This is a genomic window from Kocuria marina (genome assembly GCF_000786655.1).
In the GTDB taxonomy this organism is placed as follows: domain Bacteria; phylum Actinomycetota; class Actinomycetes; order Actinomycetales; family Micrococcaceae; genus Kocuria; species Kocuria marina_A.
Genome location: NZ_JROM01000022.1, coordinates 120,423 through 145,478, shown reverse-complemented (window position 1 = coordinate 145,478; position 25,056 = coordinate 120,423). Strand labels below are relative to the sequence as shown.

22 protein-coding genes are annotated in these 25,056 nt (G+C 68.8%); 8 read left to right on the top strand and 14 right to left on the bottom strand.

The genetic code is table 11. The annotated features are described in order from the left end of the window. Window positions 1–12: 12 nt before the first annotated feature. From AS25_RS08045 to AS25_RS08035, 3 genes are read right to left on the bottom strand one after another with little or no spacing between them, the layout of a single operon-like run. Window positions 13–612, bottom strand: a complete 600-nt coding sequence (locus AS25_RS08045; RefSeq protein ID WP_035964197.1) for a DNA-3-methyladenine glycosylase I — start codon at window positions 610–612, stop codon at window positions 13–15. Then, a complete protein-coding gene (locus AS25_RS08040) occupies window positions 606–1,157 on the bottom strand; it encodes a GNAT family N-acetyltransferase (protein WP_156960929.1) in 552 nt (183 codons plus the stop codon). Before AS25_RS08040 ends, AS25_RS08045 begins: the two co-directional genes overlap by 7 nt. Then, complete coding sequence (locus AS25_RS08035) at window positions 1,154–1,780, bottom strand: hypothetical protein (protein ID WP_035964112.1); 627 nt, start codon at window positions 1,778–1,780, stop codon at window positions 1,154–1,156. The genes AS25_RS08040 and AS25_RS08035 overlap by 4 nt, the downstream gene beginning before the upstream one ends. 52 nt (window positions 1,781–1,832) lie before the next feature. Between AS25_RS08035 and AS25_RS08030 the strand changes: the two genes are divergently transcribed. Beyond that, window positions 1,833–2,504: an HAD family hydrolase gene (locus AS25_RS08030; protein ID WP_035964111.1), complete on the top strand. Its 672-nt coding sequence runs from the start codon at window positions 1,833–1,835 to the stop codon at window positions 2,502–2,504. A 94-nt stretch (window positions 2,505–2,598) separates the two neighbouring features. Next, window positions 2,599–3,249 carry an HAD family hydrolase gene (locus AS25_RS08025; protein ID WP_035964110.1) on the top strand — a complete coding sequence of 217 codons (651 nt, stop codon included), beginning with the start codon at window positions 2,599–2,601 and terminating at the stop codon, window positions 3,247–3,249. Window positions 3,250–3,443: 194 nt separating this feature from the next. Here AS25_RS08025 and AS25_RS08020 read toward each other — a convergent pair whose 3' ends face one another. From AS25_RS08020 to AS25_RS08010, 3 genes are all read right to left on the bottom strand, one after another. After that, window positions 3,444–5,018, bottom strand: a complete 1,575-nt coding sequence (locus AS25_RS08020) for a DEAD/DEAH box helicase (protein ID WP_035964109.1) — start codon at window positions 5,016–5,018, stop codon at window positions 3,444–3,446. A 171-nt stretch (window positions 5,019–5,189) separates the two neighbouring features. Then, window positions 5,190–5,942 carry an SDR family NAD(P)-dependent oxidoreductase gene (locus AS25_RS08015; protein WP_035964108.1) on the bottom strand — a complete coding sequence of 251 codons (753 nt, stop codon included), beginning with the start codon at window positions 5,940–5,942 and terminating at the stop codon, window positions 5,190–5,192. Between the two features lie 95 nt (window positions 5,943–6,037). After that, window positions 6,038–6,814, bottom strand: a complete 777-nt coding sequence (locus AS25_RS08010) for a type 1 glutamine amidotransferase domain-containing protein (RefSeq protein WP_084118090.1) — start codon at window positions 6,812–6,814, stop codon at window positions 6,038–6,040. Window positions 6,815–7,021: 207 nt separating this feature from the next. On the opposite strand from AS25_RS08010, the gene AS25_RS08005 reads away from it, so the two are divergent. Further along, window positions 7,022–7,417 carry a hypothetical protein gene (locus tag AS25_RS08005; RefSeq protein WP_035964106.1) on the top strand — a complete coding sequence of 132 codons (396 nt, stop codon included), beginning with the start codon at window positions 7,022–7,024 and terminating at the stop codon, window positions 7,415–7,417. A gap of 149 nt (window positions 7,418–7,566) precedes the next feature. Beyond that, the gene (locus AS25_RS08000) at window positions 7,567–9,141 is read left to right on the top strand and encodes an alanine/glycine:cation symporter family protein (RefSeq protein WP_084118089.1); all 1,575 of its coding nucleotides are present in this window, start codon (window positions 7,567–7,569) and stop codon (window positions 9,139–9,141) included. 164 nt (window positions 9,142–9,305) lie between these two features. Here the strand turns inward: AS25_RS08000 and AS25_RS07990 are convergent, their stop codons facing one another. From AS25_RS07990 to AS25_RS07975, 4 genes are all read right to left on the bottom strand, one after another. Beyond that, the gene (locus AS25_RS07990; protein ID WP_035964102.1) at window positions 9,306–10,181 is read right to left on the bottom strand and encodes a D-hexose-6-phosphate mutarotase; all 876 of its coding nucleotides are present in this window, start codon (window positions 10,179–10,181) and stop codon (window positions 9,306–9,308) included. A 50-nt stretch (window positions 10,182–10,231) separates the two neighbouring features. Then, window positions 10,232–11,692 (bottom strand): amino acid permease, encoded by a 1,461-nt coding sequence (locus AS25_RS07985; protein ID WP_052160821.1) that lies wholly within the window; start codon window positions 11,690–11,692, stop codon window positions 10,232–10,234. A 170-nt stretch (window positions 11,693–11,862) separates the two neighbouring features. After that, complete coding sequence (locus tag AS25_RS07980; RefSeq protein WP_035964099.1) at window positions 11,863–13,338, bottom strand: alanine/glycine:cation symporter family protein; 1,476 nt, start codon at window positions 13,336–13,338, stop codon at window positions 11,863–11,865. A 261-nt stretch (window positions 13,339–13,599) separates the two neighbouring features. After that, window positions 13,600–14,847: a multidrug effflux MFS transporter gene (locus AS25_RS07975; protein ID WP_052160820.1), complete on the bottom strand. Its 1,248-nt coding sequence runs from the start codon at window positions 14,845–14,847 to the stop codon at window positions 13,600–13,602. A 117-nt stretch (window positions 14,848–14,964) separates the two neighbouring features. On the opposite strand from AS25_RS07975, the gene trmB reads away from it, so the two are divergent. The 3 genes from trmB to catC all read left to right on the top strand — a co-directional run bounded on the left by trmB (window position 14,965) and on the right by catC (window position 18,358). Then, complete coding sequence (gene trmB, locus AS25_RS07970) at window positions 14,965–15,957, top strand: tRNA (guanosine(46)-N7)-methyltransferase TrmB (RefSeq protein ID WP_253270516.1); 993 nt, start codon at window positions 14,965–14,967, stop codon at window positions 15,955–15,957. A 73-nt stretch (window positions 15,958–16,030) separates the two neighbouring features. After that, on the top strand, window positions 16,031–18,040 hold the full coding sequence (locus tag AS25_RS07965) for a BCCT family transporter (RefSeq protein ID WP_084118088.1): 2,010 nt from the start codon (window positions 16,031–16,033) through the stop codon (window positions 18,038–18,040). 6 nt (window positions 18,041–18,046) lie between these two features. Next, window positions 18,047–18,358 (top strand): muconolactone Delta-isomerase, encoded by a 312-nt coding sequence (gene catC, locus AS25_RS07960; protein WP_035964097.1) that lies wholly within the window; start codon window positions 18,047–18,049, stop codon window positions 18,356–18,358. 82 nt (window positions 18,359–18,440) lie between these two features. Here the strand turns inward: catC and AS25_RS07955 are convergent, their stop codons facing one another. The 4 genes from AS25_RS07955 to dnaK all read right to left on the bottom strand — a co-directional run bounded on the left by AS25_RS07955 (window position 18,441) and on the right by dnaK (window position 22,644). Continuing rightward, window positions 18,441–18,995 carry a heat shock protein transcriptional repressor HspR gene (locus AS25_RS07955; protein WP_035964094.1) on the bottom strand — a complete coding sequence of 185 codons (555 nt, stop codon included), beginning with the start codon at window positions 18,993–18,995 and terminating at the stop codon, window positions 18,441–18,443. A gap of 1 nt (window position 18,996) precedes the next feature. Next, the gene (locus AS25_RS07950; protein ID WP_035964093.1) at window positions 18,997–20,037 is read right to left on the bottom strand and encodes a DnaJ C-terminal domain-containing protein; all 1,041 of its coding nucleotides are present in this window, start codon (window positions 20,035–20,037) and stop codon (window positions 18,997–18,999) included. Window positions 20,038–20,119: 82 nt separating this feature from the next. Then, the gene (locus tag AS25_RS07945) at window positions 20,120–20,770 is read right to left on the bottom strand and encodes a nucleotide exchange factor GrpE (RefSeq protein ID WP_035964091.1); all 651 of its coding nucleotides are present in this window, start codon (window positions 20,768–20,770) and stop codon (window positions 20,120–20,122) included. Further along, the gene (gene dnaK, locus AS25_RS07940) at window positions 20,767–22,644 is read right to left on the bottom strand and encodes a molecular chaperone DnaK (RefSeq protein WP_035964088.1); all 1,878 of its coding nucleotides are present in this window, start codon (window positions 22,642–22,644) and stop codon (window positions 20,767–20,769) included. Before dnaK ends, AS25_RS07945 begins: the two co-directional genes overlap by 4 nt. 342 nt (window positions 22,645–22,986) lie before the next feature. Here dnaK and AS25_RS07935 point away from each other — a divergent pair, with 342 nt between their 5' ends. Then, complete coding sequence (locus tag AS25_RS07935) at window positions 22,987–24,975, top strand: BCCT family transporter (protein ID WP_035964085.1); 1,989 nt, start codon at window positions 22,987–22,989, stop codon at window positions 24,973–24,975. Window positions 24,976–25,056: the final 81 nt, after the last annotated feature.

The window sequence follows — 25,056 nt, the reverse complement described above, 5'->3', positions numbered from 1 at the left end:
CGGCACCCGGTCTCACGTCCAGACCCCGGAGGTCCCGCGGCGGTGACTGCCCACCAGGTGGGTGTCCACCATCCCGATCGCCTCCATGAGCGCGTACATGGTCGTGGGACCCACGAACACGAACCCGCGCCGCTTCAGTTCCCGTGACAGGGCCCTGCTCTCGTCCGAGGTGGTCGGCACGTCCGCGAAGCGCTCGGGGCGCGGGGTGCTGCTCGGCATGAACGACCACACGAGCTCCGCGAGCCCGCCGTCCGCGCGCAGGTCCACGGTGGCCCGCGCGTTGGTGACAGCCGCCTCGATCTTGCGGCGGTTGCGGATGATCCGCGCGTCCCCCAGGAGCCGCTCCACGTCCCGCTCACCCATGGCCGCCACGGCCTCCGGGTCGAAGCCGTGGAACACCTCCCGGAACGCCGGTCGTTTCGCGAGCACCGTGCGCCATGACAGCCCGGACTGGAACGCCTCGAGCGTCACGCGCTCGAACACGCCGGTCTCGTCCCGCACCGGCACGCCCCATTCGTGGTCGTAGTACTCCCGCAGCAGGTGGTCCGAGGCCGCCCACACGGGCCGGGCGAGGCCGTCCTCGCCGATCACGAGGTCGGGGTTGCTCACGATGCCTCCCGTTCGGGCGCGGCGGGCGCGCGGAGCTCGAAGAGTTCGCACTCGACGTCGTAATACGCGCGGCTGAGCCCGCGGTGCGTCATGCCCAGCCGAGCGCACACCGCCTGGGACGCCCGGTTGGCCGGGTGCGTCACGGCGACCACGCGGTCCAACCCGCGCCCGAAGGCGTGGGCCAGCACGGTGCGGGCCGCCTCCGTGGCGTACCCGCGCCCCCACGCACGCGGGTGCAGGTGCCACCCGATCTCCACGTCGGACGCCGTGTCTGCGCCGGAATCGGGGATGGGCTTGAGCAGCAGGGTCCCCGCGAGCGAGCCGACCGGGTCGACGATCGCCCACACGCCGAGCACCGGCTCGCACGCGTAGCCGTCGTCCCAGCCCCGGATCTTCTCCTCGGCCTGCGCGATCGTGGTGACGCGCCGCGTGCCGTCCCCGAGGTAGCGCTGCACCTCGGGGCGCGCATACAGGTCGCGCACGAACGCGGCGTCGTCCGCGGTGTAGGCGCGTAGCTCGAGTCGGGGCGTGCGCAACGGGAGCGTCACGGCCGTTCCCGGGACGACGACGCCGCGCTCGCCCTCGCGGGCCCGGCACCGGTCGCGTCCGTGGGCGTGCCGTGATCGCCGGGGTACGCCGCGAGGCGGTCCAGGCGCTCGTCCTCGGTGAGCGGTTCGTCGCGCAACCGGCGCGCGGTGACCCGCAGGTCCGTGAGCGCGAGCAGCACGAGGGCGACCGCGAGCGCCACGGACAGCACCCCGAAGATGTTCACGAACCCGTAGCTCAGCTCCACGTACTCGGCGCCGACCACGTGGGTGAACAGGGACTGCATGCCGTGGGCGGTGGAATCCGGGAGGAAGAACCCGAAGAGCAGCGTGATCACCCACGCGGCCACCGCGGTGAGCATGCCCCGCCGGCTCATGGCGTGGGACGGGTAGTTGAGTGCGTCCCGGCGGAACAGGGCCGCCGCGATGACGTGCAGCAGCAGGATGGGCAGCCCGATCGCCGCGGCGTAGACCGGGGTGAGGGAACCGAGCAGACCCGCGATACCGCGACCGAAGCCGACCCACAAGGCCAATGCCGCGGCCACCGCGATCATGATCACCGGGAAGGCGCGGGACGGCGCGGATCCCGGTCTGTGATGGGCGGACGCGGGATCGGAAGCACTCATACGTCCATCGTAGGGCGCGGTCCGTGTCGGGGCGGGCACGTACCGTGGAGTCATGAGCACCCACGACTTCCCGCAGGCCGTCCTCTTCGACCACGACGGCACCCTGGTGGACACCGAACCGCTGTGGGAACTGGGCAAGCAGCGGATCGTGGCCGCGCACGGGGGCGAGTGGCGCGAGCAGGACACCCAGGACACCCTGGGCAGGCCGCTCGCGGTCACCGTGGAGCGGTTGAGCGCCCTGGGCGTCCCGGGGTCGCTGGAGGAGGTCTACCGCGAGTTCTACGGGGTGCTGCAAGAAGTCCTGGAACAGAACCCGCCCACGTTCATCCCCGGGGTCGTGCCCCTCCTCGAGGAGCTGGACCGCGCGGGGATCCCCGCGGCGATCGTCACGAACGCGACCTCCGAGGTGGCCCGCTACACCGCCTCCCTGGCGCCGGACAACCTGTTCCGGGTGATCATCGGGGACCAGGATGTCGCCCAGGGGGTCAAGCCCAAACCGGATCCGGACGCCTACCTCCAGGCTGCGCAGCGGCTCGGTGTGGCGCCCCACGCGTGCGTGGTGGTGGAGGACTCGCCCTCCGGGGCCGCGTCCGGTGTGGCCGCGGGGATCACCACGGTCGTGGTCCCGGGGGTGCAGCAGGTCCCGCCCGACCCCGGCATCGTGCACGTGGCCGATCACGCGGCGCTCACCCTGGACTTCCTGCGCGGCCTGGCCCCCGCGTAGCGCGGCGGCATCCCGACGACGCCGCCTCCGGTCCCGGGGTTCGCCGGTAAACTGGGGTCCCATACCCCACCCCCAATGCTTCCGAAAGGTGGCCATGACCTACCCCCTGGCTGTGCTCTTCGACCACGACGGCACCCTCGTGGACACCGAACCCCAATGGGCGGCCGCCAAGCGCAAGGTCGCGCAGCGGTACGACCAGACCTGGACCGTGGAGGACGATCACGCGACCCTCGGGGGGACCGTGCCGGACGCGGCCCGCAAGTTCGTGGAACGCGGGGCCACCGATTCCGTCGAGGACATCACGCGGCAACTCGCCGAGCACGTGATCGACAGCATGGACGACCGCGTGCCCTTCCTGCCCGGCATCCGCTCGCTGTTGCACGAGCTGAGCGAGGCCGGCATCCCGGCGGCGATCGTCACGAACGCGCTGAGCTCGGTCGCGGGGACCACCGCCGCGGGCGCCCCGGACGTGCTCACCCGGATCGTCTCCCAGGACGACGTGACCCGCCCGAAACCGGATCCCGAACCGTACCTCACGGGTGCCGAGCTGCTCGGGGTCGCCCCGCGGGACTGCGTGGCCATCGAGGACTCGGAACCCGGGGTGCGCAGTGCGGTTGCCGCGGGGATGACCGTGGTGGTCGTCCCGGGTGACAAGCCCGTTCCGCGCGGGCCCCACCGGGTGTTCGTCAACGCGCACGAGGACGTCACGCTGGACTTCCTGCGCTCGCTGACCCCGCCGGAGTAGGCCCGCGGGCAGGATGCCGGAACCGTCCCGGCCCGGACCAGCGCTGACGACGGGCAATGACGAACTCCCGGTCCGATGAGTCATCGAACCGGGAGTTTTTTGCCGGGAACCGCAGTCCCGCGAGCGCTGTCCCACCCCGGGGTCGAGGTGGCTGCCTCGCGGGCGGGTCGCTCGCGGCGACCCTCCCCGAGCGATCAGCGGGTGGGCTGACCCGCGCGGTTGTTCTCACGACGCCGCTGCGCCGCCGCCGTGGCGCGGTCCGGAACCCGGTCCGCCCCGTGGCTGCGCTGGGCGGAACCGCCGCGCGTGGAGCGGGACGCGCCGGTGCGTGCGCTACCGGAGGCCGCGCCGTCGGCGGCGCCACCGCGGCGTCGTCCACCGGAGCGAGCCAGCGAACGTCCGTTCGAGGTACCGCGCCCGGCACCGGCGTCACCGGAACGAGCGCCGTTGCCGCGACCCGCGGCCTGAGCGGAACCGCGACCGCGGCCCCGGCCCGAACCGCCACGGCCACCCCGGCGGGACCCGGAGGCACCCCCGCCGGAACGAGAAGCGGAGGGCGAACCGGTCGGGGTGGCACTCGGCGCAATGCGCTCTGCGCGCTCGCCCACGAGGTCCTTCACGACCTCGGAACCGGGTGCGACCTGGTCCACGCGGGGCGTGACACCGGCCTTCTTCATGAGCTTGTTGACGTCCGAGCGCTCCTCGGTGGTCGCGATCGTGATCACGGACCCGGAGGCGCCGGCCCGCGCCGTGCGGCCGGAGCGGTGCAGGTAGGACTTGTGCTCGGCGGGCGGGTCGATGTGCACGACGAGCTCGACGTCGTCCACGTGGACACCGCGCGCGGCCACGTCCGTGGCCACGAGGACCCGCACGTCACCCGCGGAGAACGCGGCGAGGTTGCGGTCCCGCGCGCCCTGGGACAGGTTGCCCTGCAGGTCCACCGCGGGGATCCCGGCCTGGCTGAGCTTCTTGGCCATCTTCTTGGCGCGGTACTTGGTGCGGGTGAACATCATCCGCCGGCCGGTGCCCGAGGCGAGGGTCTCGATGAGCGCTTGCTTGTGATCGCTGTCGGTGACCAGGACGTGGTGGTCCATGGTGGTCACCGCGGCCTGGGCGTTGTCCGCCGAGTGCAGCACCGGGTCCTTGAGGAACTTCTTGACCAGGATGTCCACGCCGTTGTCCAGGGTCGCGGAGAACAGCAACCGCTGGGAGCCCTTGGGGGTGCGGGACAGGATCCGGGTGACCACGGGCAGGAAGCCCATGTCGGCCATGTGGTCGGCCTCGTCCAGGACGGTCACGCGGACGTCGTCGAGCGTGAGCAGACGCTGCTTGATGAGGTCCTCGAGCCGGCCCGGGCAGGCCACGACGATGTCCACGCCGCCCGCGAGCGCCTTCTCCTGGTGCTTCTGCGAGACACCGCCGAAGATCACGGTGGTGTTCAGCCCCGCGGCCTTGGCCAGGGGGGCCACGGTGCGGTCGATCTGGGTCGCGAGCTCACGCGTGGGAGCCAGCACCAGGCCGGTGGGGCGGTTGGCCCGGCGGGCCACGCGGGACGAGCCGGGGGCGAGTCCCGCGAGCCGGGACACGAGCGGCAGCGCGAACGCGACCGTCTTGCCCGAGCCGGTGCGGCCGCGGCCGAGCACGTCACGCCCGGACAGCGAATCGGGGAGGGTTTTCTCTTGGATGGGGAAAGCTTCCGTGATGCCCACGCGGGCGAGGTCAGCGGAAAGCGCCTCGGATACACCGAGGTCTTCGAAAGAATGAGACAAAGAACGTCTTTCAGGTTGGTCCGCGCGAAACGATTCCGCGCGCACGCGCCATGTTGGGGCGCGAACTGCGCGCCTCGGACCGGCGCGCCTCTACCCCGCAATGTGTACGGGGGAACCTGGCCATTCTACACGCGTGCCGGAACACCCGTGACCCGCGGGTGTCGCCGCTGCTCAGACCGCCGTGTACCCGCCGTCCACCAGGAAGTAGCCCCCGGTGATGAAGGAGGCGCCGTCCGAGAGCAGGAACGTGGTCAGCTGAGCCACTTCCTGGGAGGTGCCCAGCCGCCCCATGGGGTGCTTGGCGATCAGTTCCGACAGCGTCTGCGGGGGCAGGTTCTTGAGCAGCGGGGTGTCGATGTAGGCGGGACCCACCGCGTTCACGCGTACGCCGCGTCGGGCGTAGTCCACTCCCGTCTGTTTGGTGAGACCCACGAGACCGTGCTTCGCCGCGGTGTAGGCGCTGTTGCCCACGGCGGTGGCCACGGTGGAGTGGATGGAACCGATGTTCACGATGGCCCCTCCCCCGTGCTGTTCGATCACGGGCAGCTGGGCGTGCATCCCGTAGGCCACGCCGGTGAGATCGATTGCGAGCGTGCGCTCCCACGCCTCGATGTCCGTCTCCCCGAGGGCCTCCATCTGCCCGCCCACACCGGCATTGTTCACGGCGTAGTGCAGACCGCCGTACGTCTGCACCGCGAAGTCCACCGCGGCCACGGCGTCCTCGCGCTTGGAGACGTCCTGGCGGATCCCGGCGGCGTCACCGCCGTCCGCCATGATGGCCTGCACCACGTTGTCGATCCCGGTGGAATCGATGTCCGTGACCACCACCTTGGCGCCCTGCCGGGCCAGGTGTCTGGCAATGGCCTCCCCGATACCGGAGGCGGCGCCGGTGACCAGCGCGACACGGGACGTGAACTCTGACATGACAACTCCTGGGCGTCGAATCCATGGGGACCGCTTCCAGTCTCACCCGTGTCGCCGCCGGCCACCAGGGCTTGCGGCAATGAGTCAGGACGCCGTCACTCGTCCTCCTCCGCGGCCTTCTCCGCGTCCCGTTCCGCGCGCAGCTGCTGGGCGGCCTGCTCCTCCTCCGCCTTCTGCTCGCGCACGACCTCGGTGAGCAACTTGGTCATCTCCTTGGCCACGCCCGCTGCGGACTGGGGGTTCTGCCCCGTGACGAGGCGCTCGTCCACCTGGACGTTCTCCTCCCAGTTGTCGGCGAGCTTGACTGTGGCGCCCTGTTCCTCGAGCTTGTCCTGGAGCAGGTACGGCACCACGTCCTGCTTGCCCACGGCTTTCTCCTCCGCATTGGTGAATGCGGCCACCTTGCGCCCGGACAGCAACGCCACGCCCGTGCCGAGCTCCACGTCCACGAGGCCGGCGGGGCCGTGGCACACCGCGCCCACCACGCCACCGGAGTCGTAGACGGACGCGATGAGCTTCTGCAGGTCCGCGTCCCCGGTGAAGTCCCACATGGTGCCGTGCCCGCCCACGAGGTAGACGGCGTCGTACTGGGAGGGGTCCACCACGGAGACCCGCGGCGTGTTGTAGAGGGACGCCTTGACGGTCTCATCCTGCGTGAACTCCACTTGGACGGGGTCGTCCTCCTGGACCTCGTCACGCGGGGGCTGACCCCCGGCGATCGAGGCGAAGTCCACGAAGTAGCCGGCGTCCCGGAAGACCTTCCACGGGTGGGACGCCTCCGCCACGTTGTAGCCGGTGGCCTCCCCCGTGTCTCCCAGGGTGTCCTGGCTGGTCAGCACCAGGAGGATCTTCTTCATGGTCTCGATGTCCACGGGTCTCCTTTCCGAGGGCGCGCGGTGCGCTCGACGTGCCACCACACTAGACACCGGACCGCACGCGGGGGCCGCGCGTTCACTGTCGGCATGTTGCACTCGCCCCGGGGCCGGAAATGGCCCCGCTGTTAGGATGAACAGCGATCCCCGGTGGGTTCCCAGGGCCCTGCTCCGCCCCCACCGCACCTCCCGACGAAAGGCTCAGTCATGCGCATTTCCAACGCCATCCTGCGCGGCGTCCCCGGCGCGTTCCTGCTCCAGTCCGGCTACGGCAAGCTCGGCATGGATGCCGAGTCCGCCGAGGGTCTGAAGCAGTTCGCCTCCACCGGTGTCCCCCAGTTCGCGGACTGGGACTCCCAGACCTTCGCCAAGTTCATCGCCGGCACCGAGCTGGCCCTGGGCACCGCCCTGCTGACCCCGTTCGTGTCCAAGCGCCTGGCCGGCGCTGGCCTGCTCGCCTTCAGCGCCGGGCTGCTGAGCATGTACTTCCGCAACTCGGACATGACCCAGGAGGACGGCATCCGCCCGTCCGAGCAGGGCATGACCCTGTCCAAGGACTCCTTCCTGGCCGCGATCGGCGCGGCCCTCGTGCTGCAGAAGTAATACGGCACCGCGTTCTCCCGACGACGCCGCAGTGGTCCGCCACTGCGGCGTCGTCGTCTTCCGCGCCGGGACCGCGAACCGTGGTGCGCGCCGGGCTGCTACGTTAGTCAGCAATTCGCACCGTTCCTCACGGAAAGCTCCGTACCCCCATGGAAACCCTCCAACACAATCTGGACCTTCTTCGCGACCTGATCTGGGGGCCGTGGCTCCTGATCCCCCTGCTGCTGGGAACGGGAATCTTCCTGACGTTCCGCTTGCGCGGCATCCAGTTCCGGCTCTTCACCAAGGCCATGAGCCTGGGATTCGGGCGCCGTTCCCGGGCCACCGGGGAGAAGGGCGACATCTCCTCCTTCGCAGCGATGTCCACGGCGCTGGCCGCCACGGTGGGGACGGGCAACATCGTGGGTGTGGCAGCGGCCATGTCCATCGGCGGCCCCGGCGCCCTGTTCTGGATGTGGATCACCGCGCTGTTCGGCATGGCGTCCAAGTACGCGGAGTGCTTCCTGGGCGTGCGCTTCCGCACCCGGGACACCGCCGGTCAGCTCACCGGCGGACCGCAGGTGTACCTGGCCCGCGGCATCCCCAACAAGTTCGGCCGCTTCCTGTCCGTGATGTTCGCGGTGTGCTGCGTAGTGGCCACGTTCGGGATCGGCAACATGACCCAGGGCAACGCGATCGCGTCCAACCTGGAACACACCTTCAACGTCTCCCCCGTGATCACCGCCGTGGTCCTGGCCGTGGGCACCGGGCTCGCCCTGCTGGGCGGGATCCAGTCGATCGCCAAGGTCACCACATACATGGTCCCGCTCATGATCGTGCTCTACATCGGTTCGGGGCTGTACATCATCGGCGTGAACTTCCAGGGGATCCCCGAGGCCCTGCGCCTGATCTTCACCGGCGCGTTCACCCCCATGGGTGCCGCCGGCGGTTTCGTGGGCTCCACGGTGCTCATGGCCATCCAGATGGGTGCCGCCCGCTCCCTGTTCTCCAACGAGTCCGGGATGGGCACCGCCTCGATCGCCGCGTCCGTGGCGCAGACGAGCCACCCCGTGCGCCAGGGCCTCGTGTCCATGACCCAGACCTTCGTGGACACCCTGGTGGTCATCTCCATCACCGGTTTCGTGATCCTCACGACCGGAGTGTGGAACGGCGCGGACACCGCGACCATGACCTCCGTGGCGTTCTCCACGGGCCTGCCCGGTTCGTGGGGCGGGATCGTGGTCACCATCTGCCTGGTGCTGCTGGGTTACTCCACCGTCCTGGGGTGGGCGTATTACGGCGAGCGCAACGTGGAACGCCTCGCGGGGGCCCGAGCGGCCATCGTGTACCGCGTGATCTTCTCCTTCGCGGCCGGTCTGGGCGCCCTCGCCCCGCTCACGCTCGTATGGTCCTTCTCGGACATCATGAACGGGCTCATGGCCATCCCCAACCTGATCGGGCTGATCATCCTCTCCGGCCTGGTGGTCCGGGAGACCAACCTGTATCTGAAGAACGATCCCAAGTTCAACGCCACGACCGATCAGATCGACGCGTTCATGGGCACCCACCCCGGTGCCCTGGACGCCCAGATCCACCACACGGTGGACCTCTCCTCGGCCAACCCGGCGCTGTCGGAGACGGGTACGCTGCCCGTGGTCCCGCCCGCCGAGTCCCCGCGCGCCGGGGCCGCTACCGGTGCGGCACCGGGGGGCGACGCCGCGGCGTCGTCCGCCGAGCGCGACTGACGGTCCCGCACCCCGGGGCATTCACCCCGGGGCATTCTCGCACCGGAACGTTCCCCGCGGGGTGCGGGCCGGGCCGAGCGGCGGTCTCCCCCGCGCGCTCGCCGGGCGCGGGCGACGTCGCGTGGCGAGAGCCCGCTCAGGTGTCGTGAGCGGCGGGTGCCCGCTCAGGCGTCCTGGGCGGCGGGCTCCTGCGCGGTGAGGTCCTGCACCTCGATGCTCTGCACGAGGGTGTGGGACTCACCGGCCTCGAGCCGGACCGGGGAGCCCATCACGTTGCCCGCTTCCACGCACAGCATCTGCTGCCACTCGTCGTCCGCGAAGTCCGCCATGGCCACGGACTTGTCCGCCCAGGGGTTCCACACCACGGTGCTGTCCGAGCCCTCCTTGGTGATCACGAGGGTGCGACCGAGCTCGGGGTCGGAAACCCGCACCTCGCCGCGATGGGCGAACACGGCGTCGGTCTCGCCCGTGATCGTGAGTTCCCCGCTCTGGCGCCGCTGCTCCTTGGCCACCTTGTCGTAGTAGGAGACACCGTCGAGGCCGGTCACGCTCACGCGCCGGGAATCGCCCACGTGGAGGTAGCTGTGCAGCGCCTCCTCGAAGTCGAAGGTCCCGGTGCCGGTATTCGTCACGGTGAGCGCCATACGCAAGCGGGCGCCCACGGTGACCCGGAACCGGGCCTCGAACTCGTGGGGGAACGTTTCGCGCAGGTGCTCGGCCACGTCCGCGGGCGTGAGGGTGAACTCGGCGTAGGCGTGACCCTCGGTGTCCTCCCCCTGCTCGGCGAGCTGCCACTCGGTGATCCGCGCGAACCCGTGTGCGGGGTCCATGTCCCCCGTGCGCCCGGGGCCGAACCACGGGAAGCAGATGGGGACACCGCCGCGGACCGCTCTGCCCGTCTCGTTGTAGGAGCGGGAGGAGACCCACAGCACGGGCTCGTGATCCTCCGGTGCCCACGACACCACGTGCGCGCCGTAGCTTAGGACGGATCCCGAGCCGTCGGCGCAGGACAGGGACAGGGGTTCCGGCAGTCGAGTCATGTCCCCAGCTTAAGCATGGGGTGCGTGCTGAACAGGGGGCCAGGTGTGTTCTATCGGGACGGGTGTTCGTGCTCCACGGGGCGGGCCATCTCCTGCTTGAACCACTCGAAGGTCTGCCGGTGGGACTCCGTGCGGCGTACGAAGGCCCACGAGATTCCCAGCACCACGAGCCACGCGGCCACCGCGACCAGCCCCGTGGCTGTCTGGGGATCCGTGCTCAGCGCCCACGCCACGAACACGAAGAACGCGAGCACCACAGCGCACATCACCACGCCGCCGGGCATCTTGTACTCGGAGGTGGCGTGGCGCTCGGGGAACTTCATGCGGTAGCGGATGTAGGAGATCAGGATCATGGACCACACGAACACGAACAAGAGGGACGCCACGGACGTGATCAGCGTGAACGCCTCGATGATCGAGTCCCCCGCGTAGAGCACGGGGATGGTCAGCAGCAGGATGCCCGCCGTGAGGTACAGGGCCCGCACGGGTACGCCCACGCGGTTGAGCCCCTTGAAGATCCCGGGTGCGCTGCCCTCCGCGGAGAGACCGAACATCATCCGGGACGTGGAGAACACCCCGGAGTTGGACGAGGACATCGCGGAGGTCAGCACCACGAAGTTCACCACGGACGCGGCGCCCGCGAGCCCGGCCAGCGCGAACATGGCCACGAACGGGGACTGCTCGGGGTTGATCGAGCGCCACGGGGTGACCACCAGGATGGCCAGGAGGGATCCCACGTAGAAGATGAGGATGCGCACCGGGACGGAGTTGATCGCCCGGGGAAGGGTCGTGCGGGGATCACGGGCCTCGGCCGCGGTGGTGCCCACGAGCTCGATGCCCACGAACGCGAAGACCGCGATCTGGAACCCCGCGACCACGCCCATAGCGCCGTTCGGGAACCACCCGCCGTCGTTCCACAGGTTCGCGAGCTGGGCGGTGTGCCCGTCCGGGGATGCGAAGTGGGTCAGCGCCATGATCGCGCCCACCACGATCAGGGCCAGGATGGCCACGATCTTGATGAGCGCGAACCAGAACTCCATCTCCCCGAAGTTCTTCACGCTCACGGCGTTGAGCAGGAACACGATCACGACCACGAGGACGGTGGGCAGCCACAGCGGGACGGCCGCCCACCAGAACTGGACGTAGCCCGTGATGGCCACGAGCTCCGCGATCGCCGTGACGATCCAGCAGAACCAGTAGGACCAGCCCACGAAGAACCCCGCCCACGGGCCGATCAGATCGGCCGCGAAATCCGCGAAGGTCTTGTAGCGCAGATTGGACAGCAGCAGCTCGCCCATGGCGCGCATCATGAAGAAGAGGAAGAAACCGATCACCACGTAGACGAACACCACGGCCGGGCCCGCCAGGGAGATGGTGCGCCCCGATCCCATGAACAACCCGGTGCCGATCGCACCGCCGATCGCGATCAGTTGGATGTGTCGATTGCTCAGGCCCCTGCTGGGCTCGGAGTGCGTGTGCTGCGGCGACACCGCGGTGGAGCTGTTCGTCATGGAGTCAGAGGGTACACCCGGGCGGGCGCCCAACCGTGGCGGGGCCTGCGCCCGGGTGTCGGGAACAGCTGAGGCCCGAAAAGGCAGGTGATCCGCGGATCACGTGCCGTTTCGGGCCTTGGCTGTTGAGCGCCGTCGGGACCGGTGGTCCCGAGCGGGCGGGGCGTCGGTCAGCGCACGCGCTGCGCCCGGTCCGAGCGCGTGTGCCCGGTGGAGACGTAACTGTCGATGGCCCCGGGGCGGCCCTCCATGAACCCGTCGATCTGCAGCTTGTCCGCGCGCAACTGCGGGTCGTTGCGCAGGTAGTGCTTGGTCTCGCGGGCGATCAGCCCGGAGAGGATGAGCAGACCCAGCAGGTTGGGCAGCGCCATGAGCCCGTTCATGAGGTCCGCGAAGGACCACACGATGGCCAGCGGCACGCTGCAGCCCACGAACACGATCAGTGAGAAGAACACGCGGTACGGCATCACGGACCCGCGGCCGAACAACCGCTCCATGCAGCGCTCGCCGTAGTAGGCCCAGCCCAGGATGGTGGAGTACGCGAAGAGGATCAGACCCAGGGTCACGATGAGGTGGCCCCACCCGCCGGGCAGCCCGTGGCTGAAGGCGTCCCCGGTCATGGTGGCCGCGAAGTCCTTGCCCTGGTCCCACACGCCGGTGGTCACGATCACGAGGCCCGTGCAGGTCACCACGATGATGGTGTCGATGAACGTCTGGGTCATGGACACCAGACCCTGACGGACGGGGTGGGTGGTCTGCGCGGCAGCTGCGGCGATGGCCGCGGACCCCATGCCGGACTCGTTGGAGAAGATGCCGCGGGCCACACCCATCTGCACCACGAGGATGATCGCGGACCCGGCGAAGCCGCCCACCGCGGAGTGCCCGGTGAAGGCCGTGCTGAAGATGGTCCCGAACGCCGCGGGGACGGACTCGATGTTGACCGCCAGGATGTAGAGCGCACCCAGGACGTAGAAGACGATCATGATGGGCACGAGCGCAGCGGTGACCTTGCCGATGGACTTGATCCCGCCCACGAGCACGAGCAGCGTCAGCGCCGCGAGCACGAGGCCCGTGACCCACACGGGCACACCGAAGGAGGACTCCACGTTCGCGGAGATGGAGTTGCCCTGGGTCATGTTGCCGATCCCGAAGGACGCGAGCACCGCGGCGACCGCGAAGAACAGGGAGAGGAACTTGCCGAAACCGTTGGGGATCCCGCGGAACAGGTAGTACTGCGGACCGCCGGAGATCTCGCCCTTGGCGTCTCGGGTGCGGAACCGCACGCCCAGGAAGGCCTCCGAGTACTTGGACGCCATGCCCAGCACGCCCGTGACCCACATCCAGAACAGGGCGCCGGGGCCGCCGATCGAGATGGCCGTGGCCACGCCCACGATGTTGCCGGTACCCACGGTCGCGGCGAGCGCCGTGGTCAATGCCTGGAACTGGGAGACGTCACCGCCGGGGGCGTCCTTGTCCTTGCGTTCGAACAACGCGAGGCGCAGTGCGGGGATCAACTTGGTGATCTGCAGTCCGGACAGCCGGATGGTCAGGTAGATGCCCGTTCCGAGCAGCAGCGGGATCAGGAGGAACGGCCCCCACACGAACCCGCCGATCGTGTCGAGAATGGATTGGAGCGAATCGAGCATGAAGGTGTCCCTCGTTCAACTGGGGCAGGATGCCACGGACGGTGTGTGAACAATGTCACTGTCCCGGACAGTGAACCACATCCCGCGCGGTTCCGGGCCCGTCGGCGCGCGGAGCGGGGGCCATGTCGCACGGCTCGCGGGACGACGCCGCCGGGTCCGGGCATTCACCCGACGGGCGACACCGCCGGGTCGGGACATTCGCCCTCCGGACGACGCGGCCGGGACGTCCGCCCGACGAACGACGTTGCAGCGCCGGGTGGTTCACCGGAGGGGCGTCCCCTGCCGGCGCGCCGTGAGGACCAGTCCCACGGAGATCACGGCGCATGCCGCCATGCTCAGCACCATGGGCACCGCGGTGTACTCCCCGCCGAGGCCCGTGAGGGGCGTGACGAGCCCGGCCAGGATGAACTGGGCCATGCCCACCACGGCGGAACCTGTGCCGGAGAGGCGCAGCCGTTGGGCCTGGCGCTGGGCCATAGCCACGGCGTTGCCCAGGACGAGTCCCATGCAGGACTGGGCCAGGAACAACAACACCAGGGTGATCGCTCCGACCACGCCCAGCAGCACCAGGACCATGTTGAGCACGGAGAAGGTTGCGAGTCCCGTGACCCCCACGAGCAACAGGGAGGAGGGGTCCCGACTGCCCACGAGCTTGGTGTTGACCACTCCCATGGTGATCGAACCGCACGCGTTGATCGCGAAGATCACGGAGTAGACCAGGGCGCTGAAGCCCAGCACGTTCTGGATCACGAACGAGGACGCGGAGATGTAGGAGAACAGCGCACCGAACGCGAAGGCGAAGCTCAGGGCGTAGAGCGTGAAGTGCCGATCACTGATCACCTGCCCGGCGTTGCGCAGGATGCGCCCCAGCCCGCCCCGCGAGCGCTGCCCCGGCGGGAGGGTCTCCGGCACGATGAACACGGAGCACGCGAGCATCACGGCCCCGAAGATCGCGAGCACCCAGAACACCACACGCCAGTCGGCCACGGTCGCGATCACACCGCCCGCGAGCGGTGCGACCACGGGTGCCAGGGACGTGATGAGCGCGAGCACCGAGTACAGCTGGGCCGCGCGGTGGCCATGGGCGATGTCCGAAACCACGGCCCGGGCGATCACCACGCCCGCCGCCCCGGCGAGACCCTGCACGAACCGCAGGGCGAGCACCCAGTGGATGTCCGGGGCCACGATGATCCCCACGGACGCGAGCAGGAAGATCAGGTTCCCCGTGACCATGAGTTTGTGCCGCCCCAGCACGTCCGAGAGCGGGCCCAGCAGGAATTGCCCCAGCGCCATGCCCACCATGTACGCGGTGAGGGTCAGCTGGATCATGCTGGCCGGGGAGCCGAACCACTCGCCCATCTCCGGCATGGACGCGAGGTACATGTCCGTGGCCAGCGGGCTCACGGCGGAGAGGATGCCCAGGGCGCCCACGAGCACGATCCAGTCCAGGCGCGGGCTCAATCCCAGCCTGCTGCGACCGGGCTCGGGGAACGCGGGGTTCTGGGTCATGCGGGCTCTCCTGGCAGGCGCCTGGGCGTTGAGGGGTGGGCGGGTTGTTCAAATAGTAGGTGCCGCGGGTCACCCGATCCCCTCCTGTAACGCCCCCCGCGCCTAGGATGATCCACGATGGAATCCAGCGATCGCACCCCTGACACGTCCGCGCACGACGCGGCCCTCCCGGACTCCCCGGGCAGCGCCCCGGAGGCGTCCCCGGCCCCCGAACACCGCACCGAACAGCCCGCCGAGGCCCGTGCGGCCGGTGCCGCGCCGTCGTCATCCGAGCACACCGATGCCGATGCCACCCCGACGAACGACGGCGCACCGACTGACGCCGGCGCTCCGACGGGTCCCGCCGCGGCGACCGGCGGTGCCCCCGCGGGCGTGGCGTTCCCGCGGCAGCCGTACTCGTTCGTGCGCCGCGGTGACCGGTTGTCCCCCAAGCGCCAGAAGGCGTGGGACGAGCATGCGGACGAGTGGGTCCTGGACATCCCCCGCGTCATGACCGACACCTCCGTGGATCCGGCCTACCGACTGGACCGGGAGGCCGTGTTCGGCCGCGTGGCACCGCTCGTCGTGGAGGTGGGCTCAGGTCTGGGTGAGGCCATCGTGTCCCACGCGGCGGCCCACCCGGAGCTGGACCACCTGGCCGTGGAGGTCTACAAGCCCGGTGTCGCGGACCTACTCATGAAGGCCGCCCAGGCCGGTGTGACCAACGTGCGCGTGGCGCAGGCCAACGCCCCCGAGGTGCTCGAGCACATGCTGGAACCCGGTTCCGTGCACGAACTGTGGGTCTTCTTCCCGGATCCGTGGCACAAGACCCGCCACCACAAGCGGCGCCTGGTCTCCCCCGGTTTCGCCGACCTGGCCGCCCGCGTCCTGGAACCGGGTGGACTGTGGCGGCTCGCCACCGACTGGCAGGAGTACGCGGTGGTGATGCGCGAGGTCCTGGACGGCGCGGACGCGGACTTCGAGAACGTGCATCCGGGTCCGCTCGCGGACGACGAGCACCCCGACACCGCATGGGCCCCGCGCTGGGAGGGCCGGATCCTCACGAGTTTCGAACGCAAGGCCACGGAAGCCGGGCGGATCCCGCGGGACCTGACCTACCGCCGTCGTTAGCCGGACCCGGGACGAACCGGTCCGGGGGCCTACTGTGGGAAGGTCCCTGACCGACCGACCCGCAGGAGTTCCGGTGTCCTCCAGTACACGACCGCCCCATCCGTCGGACGCGGAGCCCGAGCCCTCGCCGCGCGGGGGCGCCCGCAGACCGGCGAACCGCAAGGACGCCACGCGCTCGTTCCTCGACGAGATCAACTACCCCCACAACATCCACCCGGCCGTGGTGCCGGGCGTGTCCGTGGAGGACCAGAAAGTGCGCTACGGGATCGACAAGATCGTGGTGGGCGTGGCCGGCGGATTGATCACCGCGTTCATCGTGTGGGGCGTCCTGGACACCGCATCACTCACGGCCGTCTCCGGGGCCGCGCTGAACTGGACGATGCTCAACATGGGGTGGGCGTTCAACGTCCTGGCGATCGGGCTCTTGCTCTACCTGCTGTACATCGCGGTCTCCCGCTACGGGCGGATCCCGCTGGGTCTGGACGGGGACCGGCCCGAGTACTCCACGGCGTCGTGGGCGGCCATGCTGTTCGCGGCGGGGATCGGGATCGGGATCATCTTCTTCGGTCCGTTCGAACCCATGACCTACTTCCTGTCCCCGCGCCCGGGGTCCGCGGATCCCGGCACGGTGGACGCCATGAAGAAGGCCTCCGCCCAGGCCGCACTGCACTGGGGGCTCAACGCGTGGGCCATCTACGGTCTCGTGGGCGTGGCGGTGGCCTATACCTCCTACCGGCGCGGACGCGTGCCACTCATGAGTTCCGTGTTCGCACCGTTCTTCCGCAACGGCAACACCGACAACCTGGCCGGTCGGATCATCGACATCCTGGCGATCCTGGCCACCCTGTTCGGCACCGCGGCGTCCCTGGGCATCGGTGCCCTGCAGATCGGGCGCGGCGTGGAGATCTTCACGGGTCTGGGCCCCTCGGGCAACGCCGCGGCGGTCATCATCATCGCGGTGCTCACCGCGGGGTTCATCGCCTCCGCGGTCTCGGGTGTGGCCCGCGGGATCCGGTGGTTGTCCAACATCAACATGGTGCTCGCCGTGGGTCTGGCCCTGTTCTTCTTCGTCCTGGGTCCCACCGCGTTCCTGCTCAACTTCGTGCCCTCCGTGATCGTCACGTACTTCGCCGAGCTGCCCACGATGCTCTCGGCATCCATGTCGGACGGTCCCGAGATGCAGGCGTTCCTGTCCTCGTGGACCACGTTCTACTGGGCCTGGTGGGTCTCCTGGGCACCGTTCGTGGGGGTCTTCGTGGCCAAGATCTCCCGGGGCCGCACGATCCGCCAGTTCATCCTGGGGGTGCTGTTCATCCCCTCGTCCATCGTGGTCATGGCCTTCACGGTGCTCGGCGGGACCGCCATCCACCAGCAGATGCAGGACCACGCGATCGCCCCGGACGGCACCGCGCAGACCCTGCCGGCCCCGGAGGAGATCTTCTTCACCGTCCTGGACGGCATGCCCGCGGCCGGCGTCATGGCCGGGATCGCGGTGCTCATGCTGGCCATCTTCTTCATCACCACCGCGGACTCCGCCTCCGTGGTGACGTCCCAGATGTCCCAGCGGGGCAACCCGAACCCCAAGCGGCGGATCACCGTGTTCTGGGGTCTGTGCATGGCCGGGATCGCCGTGGTGATGCTGTTGATCGGCGGACAGAACGCGCTCACGGGTCTGCAGAACCTGATCACCGTCACGGCTCTGCCGTTCACGCTGATCATGTTCGCCATGGCCGTGGCCTTCCACAAGGACCTGCGCCGGGACCCCATGGTCATCCGCGAGCAGTACTCCCGCTGGGCCGTGGACAAGTCCGTGCGCCACGGTATCGACGAGTACGGGGACGACTTCACGTTCTCGGTGGAACGCGCCCCGGACAGCAAGTGGGCGGCGGGCGCGGACTTCGACTCGAGCGCCCCCGAGGTCACCGAGTGGTACCGACGCACGGACGAGGACGGCAACACCGTGGCCTACGACTACGAGACGGGCGAGTTCACCGATTCGCACGACGTCGTACACCCCGGCGAGCGCGCGGCAGCGCCTAGGGTGGAACCCGACGCACCCTCCACGGACCCCGAGAGAAAGTAGCCCCGCATGTTGTTCCTGGCCCGCATGGACGTGGTCTTCCCGGAATCGATGACCGACGAGACCAAGGCTGATTACCAGCACCGCGAGAAGGCCTACTCCGGTGAACTCCAGCGCACGGGTGTCTTGAAGGGCATCTGGCGCGTGGTGGGCGAGTACGCCAACTACTCGATCTACGACGTCGAGGACAACGACGAGCTGCAGACCGTCCTGTCCGGGTTCCCCATGTTCGCGTACATGAACGTCAAGGTGACCCCGCTGGCCAAGCACCCCAACGCCACCACGGACGACTTCTTCGACGGCAACACGATTCAGGAGTAGGCCTTCGCGGTACCCCCGGATGACGAGATCCCTGCGGCCCCTCCCGAGAGGAGCCGCAGGGATCTCGCCGTTCGCGGGTCGTCTACTTCTGCGAGCCGCGCCACTTCGTGGACGACGACGACGTCGCATCCCGCCGCGCGGATGCCGCGTCCCAGCCCGGGGCCGTATCCCGGCCCAGTATGGCGTCCCGGCCGGTGGCCGCAGCCTCGGGCTTGGCCGGGCGGTAGAGCATGAGCGCCTGGGACACCTTGCGGGGTGAGCGCTGGGTGCCACGGGCCATGCGCACCACATCCCCGGCGGAACCGGCGGTGAAGATCATGTCCCGCTCCTGCCGCGCCCGGCGCTCCCGTTCGAGTTCCTCGGACAGTTTCGTGACCCGGGTCTGCAGCGCCTGCACCTGGTTCTCGAGCTGGATGATCCGCTTGATCCCTTCGAGGGACACGCCCTCCTGGGAGAGCTCCTGGATCTGACGCAGTTTCTGCACGTCCAGCTGGGAGTACCGGCGGGCCCGCCCGGAGGCCCGGGACGGGGTCACGAGACCCATGCGGTCGTACTGGCGCAGGGTCTGGGGGTGCATGTCCGCGAGCTCCGCGGCCACCGAGATCACGAACACGGGCTGGGCGAAGTCGATAGCCATGTCAGAGCGCCGCCTTCTCGCTCAGGTTCGCGCGGGGGTCGAAGTCCTCGGTGGCCCGCGCGAACTCCTGCAGTGCTTCCTGCGCGGCGTCGTTCAGGTCCGCCGGGAACTGGATCTGCACGGTCACGATCATGTTGCCCGTGGTGGACCCGGACGTGAAGCCCTTGCCCTTGACGCGCATCCGGTGCCCGGACGACGTCCCCGCGGGGACCCGCACGGTCACGTGGCCCCCGTCCAGTGTGGGCACCTGCACGGTGGTCCCGAGTCCGGCCTCCGCAGCGGTCACCGGGATGTCCACGTGCACGTCCTGGCCCTCGCGGGTGAAGAACGGGTGCTCCTTGACCTTGACGGTCACGAACAGGTCCCCGTGGCCACCGGGCCCCGAGTGTCCCTTGCCCGCGATCTTCAATCGCTGCCCATCCTTGACGCCCTTGGGCACGCGCACCGTGGTGGACTGGCCGTTGCCCCGGCGCAGTTTCACCGTGGTGCCGTTGTACGCGGAACGCAGCGGGATCGTGGTCGTGGTGTGGATGTCCTCACCCTTGGCGGGCGGTGCCTGGTAGCCACCGAATCCGCCCTGACCTCCGCCGAATCCGCCCTGGCCGCCACTGAAGCCCCCGCCGAACCGCGAATTGCCGCCCTGGCCGCCGAACTGCGCGAACAGGTCCTCGAACCCGCCACCCCCGGAGGTGGAGTAGCTCCTGCGGCCACCGCCGCCGTTGAACAAACCCCCGAAGAGGTCCTCGAACCCGGCGCCGCCAGCGTTGCTCGCGCCACCGGGGCCACCGGCGGTGAACCGCGCCCCGGAACCCATGGCCCGGATCGCGTCGTACTGTTCGCGTTCCTCGGGGTCCGACAGCACCGAATTGGCCTCGGTGATGTCCTTGAACTTCTTCTCCGCGGCCGCATCCCCCGGATTCTGGTCCGGGTGGTACTTGCGGGCCAGCTTGCGGTAAGCCTTCTTGATGTCCGCCTGGGATGCGTCCTTGGAGACGCCCAGGACAGTGTAGAAATCTTTGTCGATCCAGTCCTGACTGGCCATGACGCCTCCTTCCTCCTGGTACTTCCCTGTGTGACTCGGGGCGGGTCCCGTCATGCGGACCCGCCCCGAGGAATTTCTTGCGTTACGGCTTCGTGGCCACGGCCACCTGGGCCGCCCGGACCACTCGAGCGCCCACCCGGAAGCCCGAGCGCAGCACCATGGACACGTGGTCCGGTTCCACCTCGTCGGTGGGTTGCTGCAGCACGGCCTCGTGGACGGTGGGGTCGAAGACCTCCCCCACCTCCCCGATCCGGGTAAGGCCCTTCTTGCCCAGGGCGTCCTCGAGCTTGGTCGCGATCGCGGCGAACGGGCCGTCCTCGAGGTCCCCGGCCTTGCGAGCGGCGTCGACGTCGTCCAGGACCGGCAGCAGCGCGGTGATCATCTCGCCGGAGACGAAGTCCCGCAGCTGATCCTTCTCCCGCGCGGTGCGGTTCTTGAAGTTCACGAACTCCGCCTGCAGCCGACGCAGGTCCTCCAGACGCTCGTCCGCGAGCTTCTGCGCGGCGGACTCGCCCGCCGGGGCGGCGTCGTCCTGCGACGACGCCGCGTCCGCGGCCTGCGTGTCCCCGGTCTGGGCGTCCTGGGACTGAGGGGTGTCCAGGATGTCGTCCACGGTCAGCCCCTCACCACCCTCGGAACGCTCGGTGCCAGTGGAGTCCTGAGCTGAATGATCCGGGTCCTCCGGCACGGACTCGCCGTGACCCTTGGTGTTCTCGGAATCGCTCATGCTCACTTCCTCCCGTTCTTACCGTCTTCGTCGTCCACGACCTCGGCGTCGACGATGTCGTCGTCGTCCTTGGCCTGCGCACCCTGAGCGCCCTCGGCACCCGGCTGGGCACCGGCGGCACCCTCGCTCTGGGCCTGGGCGTACAGCGCCTCACCGATCTTGGTCTGGGAGGCCTGCAACTTCTCGAACGCGGTCTTCACGGCGTCGTCGTCGTCACCTTCGAGGGCGGACTTCACGGCGTCGACGTCGGCCTGGACCTCGGTCTTGACGTCCTCGGGGATCTTGCCCTCGTCGTCCTTGAGCAGCTTCTCCACGGAGTACGCCTGCTGTTCCGCGTTGTTGCGACGGTCGGCGGCCTCACGGCGCTGCTTATCAGCATCAGCGTTCGCCTCGGCGTCCTTGACCATGCGGTCGATGTCCTCCTTGGACAGCGAGGTACCGCCCGTGATGGTCATGGACTGTTCCTTGCCCGTGCCCTTGTCCTTGGCGGACACGTGCACGATGCCGTTCGCGTCGATGTCGAACGTGACCTCGATCTGCGGCATGCCGCGCGGGGCCGGGGCGATGCCCGTGAGCTCGAACGTGCCCAGGTTCTTGTTGTCCCGGGTGAACTCGCGCTCGCCCTGGAAGACCTGGATGGACACGGACGGCTGGTTGTCCTCCGCGGTGGTGAAGGTCTCGGACCGCTTGGTGGGGATGGCCGTGTTGCGCTCGATGAGCTTGGTCATCACGCCGCCCTTGGTCTCGATGCCCAGCGACAGCGGGGTCACGTCGATCAGCAGCACGTCCTTGCGGTCGCCCTTGAGCACACCGGCCTGGATCGCGGCGCCGATGGCCACGACCTCGTCCGGGTTCACGCCCTTGTTGGGGGCCTTACCCGCGAGCTCGGTGACCTTCTCGACCACGGCGGGCATACGGGTGGAACCACCCACGAGCACCACGTGGTCGATGTCGGAGACGTTGATCCCGGCCTCGGAGATGACGTCCTTGAACGGCTTCTCGGTGCGGGCCAGCAGGTCCTTGGTGAGGTCCTCGAACTTGGCACGGGAGAGCTTCTCGTCCAGGTGCACGGGGCCCTCGGGGGTCACGGACAGGTACTGCAGGGAGATGGTCGTGGACGTCGCGGAGGACAGTTCCTTCTTGGCCTGCTCGGCCGCCTCCTTCAAGCGCTGCAGGGCGATCTTGTCCTTGGACAGGTCCGCACCGGTCTTGGACTTCACCTGCTCCAGCAGCCAGTCCACGATGCGCTGGTCCCAGTCGTCGCCACCGAGGCGGTTGTCACCGGCGGTGGCGCGGACCTGGATGGTGGAGAAGTCGTCCTCGTCCTTGCCGACCTCCAGCAGGGAGACGTCGAACGTGCCGCCACCGAGGTCGAAGACCAGGATGAGCTCGTCCTCCTTGCCCTTCTCCAGACCGTATGCCAGGGCCGCGGCGGTGGGCTCGTTGACGATGCGCAGCACGTTCATGCCAGCGATCTCACCGGCCTCCTTGGTGGCCTGGCGCTCGGCGTCGTTGAAGTACGCGGGAACAGTGATCACGGCATCCGTGACCGTGTCGCCCAGGTAGGACTCGGCGTCCGCCTTGAGCTTCATGAGCGTACGGGCGGAGATCTCCTGCGGGGTGTACTTCTTGCCGTCGATCTCGGTGGTCCAGTCCGTGCCCATGTGGCGCTTCACGGAGGCCACGGTGCGGTCCACGTTGGTCACGGCCTGGCGCTTGGCCACGTCGCCCACGAGGGTCTCGCCATCCTTGGAGAAGGCGACAACGGACGGGGTGGTGCGGTTGCCCTCGGCGTTCGCAATGACGACGGGCTCGCCCCCTTCCAGTACGGATACCACGGAGTTAGTGGTACCGAGGTCGATTCCTACTGCACGAGACATGTTCTATCCCTTCGTTGTTCCGATGCGGTCCGGGAGGGGCACCGACGCGGCCCGTCCGTGAACCTTCAAGACTTGAGCTTTCGAGACTCAAGTTTACACCTTGAGCTACCCCTGTCAACCTAAGTTGAGTCGCAACGGCTCAAGTATCTGCACACCGCGTTTCGCCCGAGCTGCCGGGAATTCCACAGCAATTCGGGGGTGGACACTTAGCCGCGTTACACTGATGGGTTTGTACGCCCAGGGCGAAACGTGCCGGTCCCGCACTGCCCCCGACCCCTCCAGGAGCGCCACCGCACCACACGAGCTCACCGATCACACACCGCCGCAGTCAGGAGAACTGTCTTGAGCACGCCACCGCATTTCACGGACCGAGAACCATCGACCACCCCGCCCGACGACCACACCACCCAGGGATCGACCGCGCGCAGCAGGTCCCGTCAGATCATCGACGAGCTCACCTACCCGCACGGCATCCACCCCGCGCTCGTCCCCGGTGTGGGCGTGGAGGACCGCAAGGTGCGCTTCGGCACCGACAAGGCCGTCTTCATCGTCACCGCCCTGCTGATCGTGGGTTTCATCCTGTGGGGCGTGCTGGGCACCGACAGCCTCACGAGCGTCTCGAGCACCGCACTCGCGTGGGTCACGGCCAACACGGGGTGGTTCTTCATCCTGCTGTCCACCGCGGCGGTGCTGTTCATGCTGGTCATCGGTTTCACGCGCACCGGGCGGATCAAGCTCGGCCGTGACGACGAGGAACCCGAGTACTCCTTCTTCTCGTGGCTCGCGATGCTCTTCGCGGCGGGCATGGGCATCGGCCTGATGTTCTACGGCGCGTTCGAGCCCATGTCCTACTTCGAGGGCGGCATCCCCGGTTTCTCGCACGTGTCCGAGCCGGGCCAGGACTCCATGGTGGTCTACTCCCTGGTGCAGTCCGCATTCCACTGGGCCCTGAACCCGTGGGCGATCTACGCCGTCGTGGGCGTCTCCGTGGCCTACGGCGCCTACCGCCGCGGCCGCGCACCCCTGATCTCGCGCGTGTTCACCTCGCTGCTCGGCCACAAGCGCGTGGACGGACCCCTGGGCAAGCTCATCGACGTCTTCGCGATCTTCGCGACCCTCTTCGGCACCGCCGCCTCGCTCGGCGTGGGCGCCATGCAGATCGGTTCGGGCATCACGATCGTGGGCGGGATCGGCCCGCTGGGCAACAACGCCCTGATCGGGATCATCGCCGTGCTGTCCGTGTGCTTCGTGATCTCGGCCGTGTCCGGGGTCTCCCGCGGCATCCGCTACCTCTCGAACATCAACCTGACGCTGGCCTTCGTACTCGCGCTGTTCGTCTTCTTCGTGGGCCCCACCGTCTTCCTGCTCACGCTGATCCCCTCCACGTTCTCCACCTACATCTCCGAATACCTCTTCATGACCGGGCAGTCGGCCGCGTGGGGTCCCGACAGCGCCGAGTTCTCCAACACCTGGACCGTGTACTACTGGGCGTGGTGGCTGTCCTGGTCCCCGTTCGTGGGCATGTTCATCGCCAAGATCTCGCGCGGGCGTTCCATCCGCCAGTTCGTGACCGTGGTCCTCGTGGTCCCGGCCTCCGTGTGCATCCTGTGGTTCATCGTCTTCGGCGGCGCCGCGATGTACTTCTCCAAGAACGGCGCGGACCTCTCCGTGGCGGACGGCGCCGAGTCCATGCTCTTCGGACTCTTCGACCAGCTGCCGCTGACCGGCGTCACCTCGGTGCTGGGCATGATCGTGATCGGCATCTTCTTCGTGACCAGTGCGGACTCCGCGTCCGTGGTCATGGGCACCATGACCCAGCGCGGGCGGCCCAACCCCAGCAAGTGGATCGTCATCTTCTGGGGTGCGTGCCTCGCGGGCATCGCGATCGTGATGCTCCTCGTGGGTGGCGACGACGCCCTGGCCGGCATGCAGAACCTCGTGATCGTCTCCGCGCTGCCGTTCGCGGTCATCGTGGCCGTGATGATGGTCGCCCTCTACCGGGACCTGCGCAACGACCCGGCCACCCTGCGCACCCGCTTCGCGGTGTCCGCCGTGGAGAAGGCCGTGTCCGCGGGTCTCGCCGAGCACGGCGACAACTTCGCCCTGCAGGTGGAGCACGCCAAGGGTCACCGCGCCGCGGGCAACACGTTCGACTCCCACGATCCGGCGATCACCGAGTGGTACCGCCAGACGGACGAGAACGGGGACGAGACCGACTTCACGTACAAGTCGGCGTGGGTCTCCTCGGCCGCCGACGACATCGCGGACGGCACCCCCGAGGGCGAGGCCCCGTGGGAACAGACCACTCCCAAGCACCGCAACGACCAGTGACACCGAGGGCCCGCTGAACCGGGTCCCCCCTCCCGAACGCGGGGTGCACGTCCTGAGGACGCGCACCCCGCGTTCGCGTAC

Coding starts and splice junctions, on each gene's coding strand:
- dnaK (WP_035964088.1), bottom strand. CDS start 22,644: ATGTCTCGTGCAGTAGGAATCGACCTCGGTACCACTAACTCCGTGGTA.
- AS25_RS08030 (WP_035964111.1), top strand. CDS start 1,833: ATGAGCACCCACGACTTCCCGCAGGCCGTCCTCTTCGACCACGACGGC.
- AS25_RS07950 (WP_035964093.1), bottom strand. CDS start 20,037: ATGGCCAGTCAGGACTGGATCGACAAAGATTTCTACACTGTCCTGGGC.
- AS25_RS07980 (WP_035964099.1), bottom strand. CDS start 13,338: ATGCTCGATTCGCTCCAATCCATTCTCGACACGATCGGCGGGTTCGTG.
- AS25_RS08035 (WP_035964112.1), bottom strand. CDS start 1,780: ATGAGTGCTTCCGATCCCGCGTCCGCCCATCACAGACCGGGATCCGCG.
- AS25_RS07990 (WP_035964102.1), bottom strand. CDS start 10,181: ATGACTCGACTGCCGGAACCCCTGTCCCTGTCCTGCGCCGACGGCTCG.
- AS25_RS07985 (WP_052160821.1), bottom strand. CDS start 11,692: ATGACGAACAGCTCCACCGCGGTGTCGCCGCAGCACACGCACTCCGAG.
- catC (WP_035964097.1), top strand. CDS start 18,047: ATGTTGTTCCTGGCCCGCATGGACGTGGTCTTCCCGGAATCGATGACC.
- AS25_RS08025 (WP_035964110.1), top strand. CDS start 2,599: ATGACCTACCCCCTGGCTGTGCTCTTCGACCACGACGGCACCCTCGTG.
- AS25_RS08015 (WP_035964108.1), bottom strand. CDS start 5,942: ATGTCAGAGTTCACGTCCCGTGTCGCGCTGGTCACCGGCGCCGCCTCC.
- trmB (WP_253270516.1), top strand. CDS start 14,965: ATGGAATCCAGCGATCGCACCCCTGACACGTCCGCGCACGACGCGGCC.
- AS25_RS07955 (WP_035964094.1), bottom strand. CDS start 18,995: ATGGCTATCGACTTCGCCCAGCCCGTGTTCGTGATCTCGGTGGCCGCG.
- AS25_RS08005 (WP_035964106.1), top strand. CDS start 7,022: ATGCGCATTTCCAACGCCATCCTGCGCGGCGTCCCCGGCGCGTTCCTG.
- AS25_RS07975 (WP_052160820.1), bottom strand. CDS start 14,847: ATGACCCAGAACCCCGCGTTCCCCGAGCCCGGTCGCAGCAGGCTGGGA.
- AS25_RS08000 (WP_084118089.1), top strand. CDS start 7,567: ATGGAAACCCTCCAACACAATCTGGACCTTCTTCGCGACCTGATCTGG.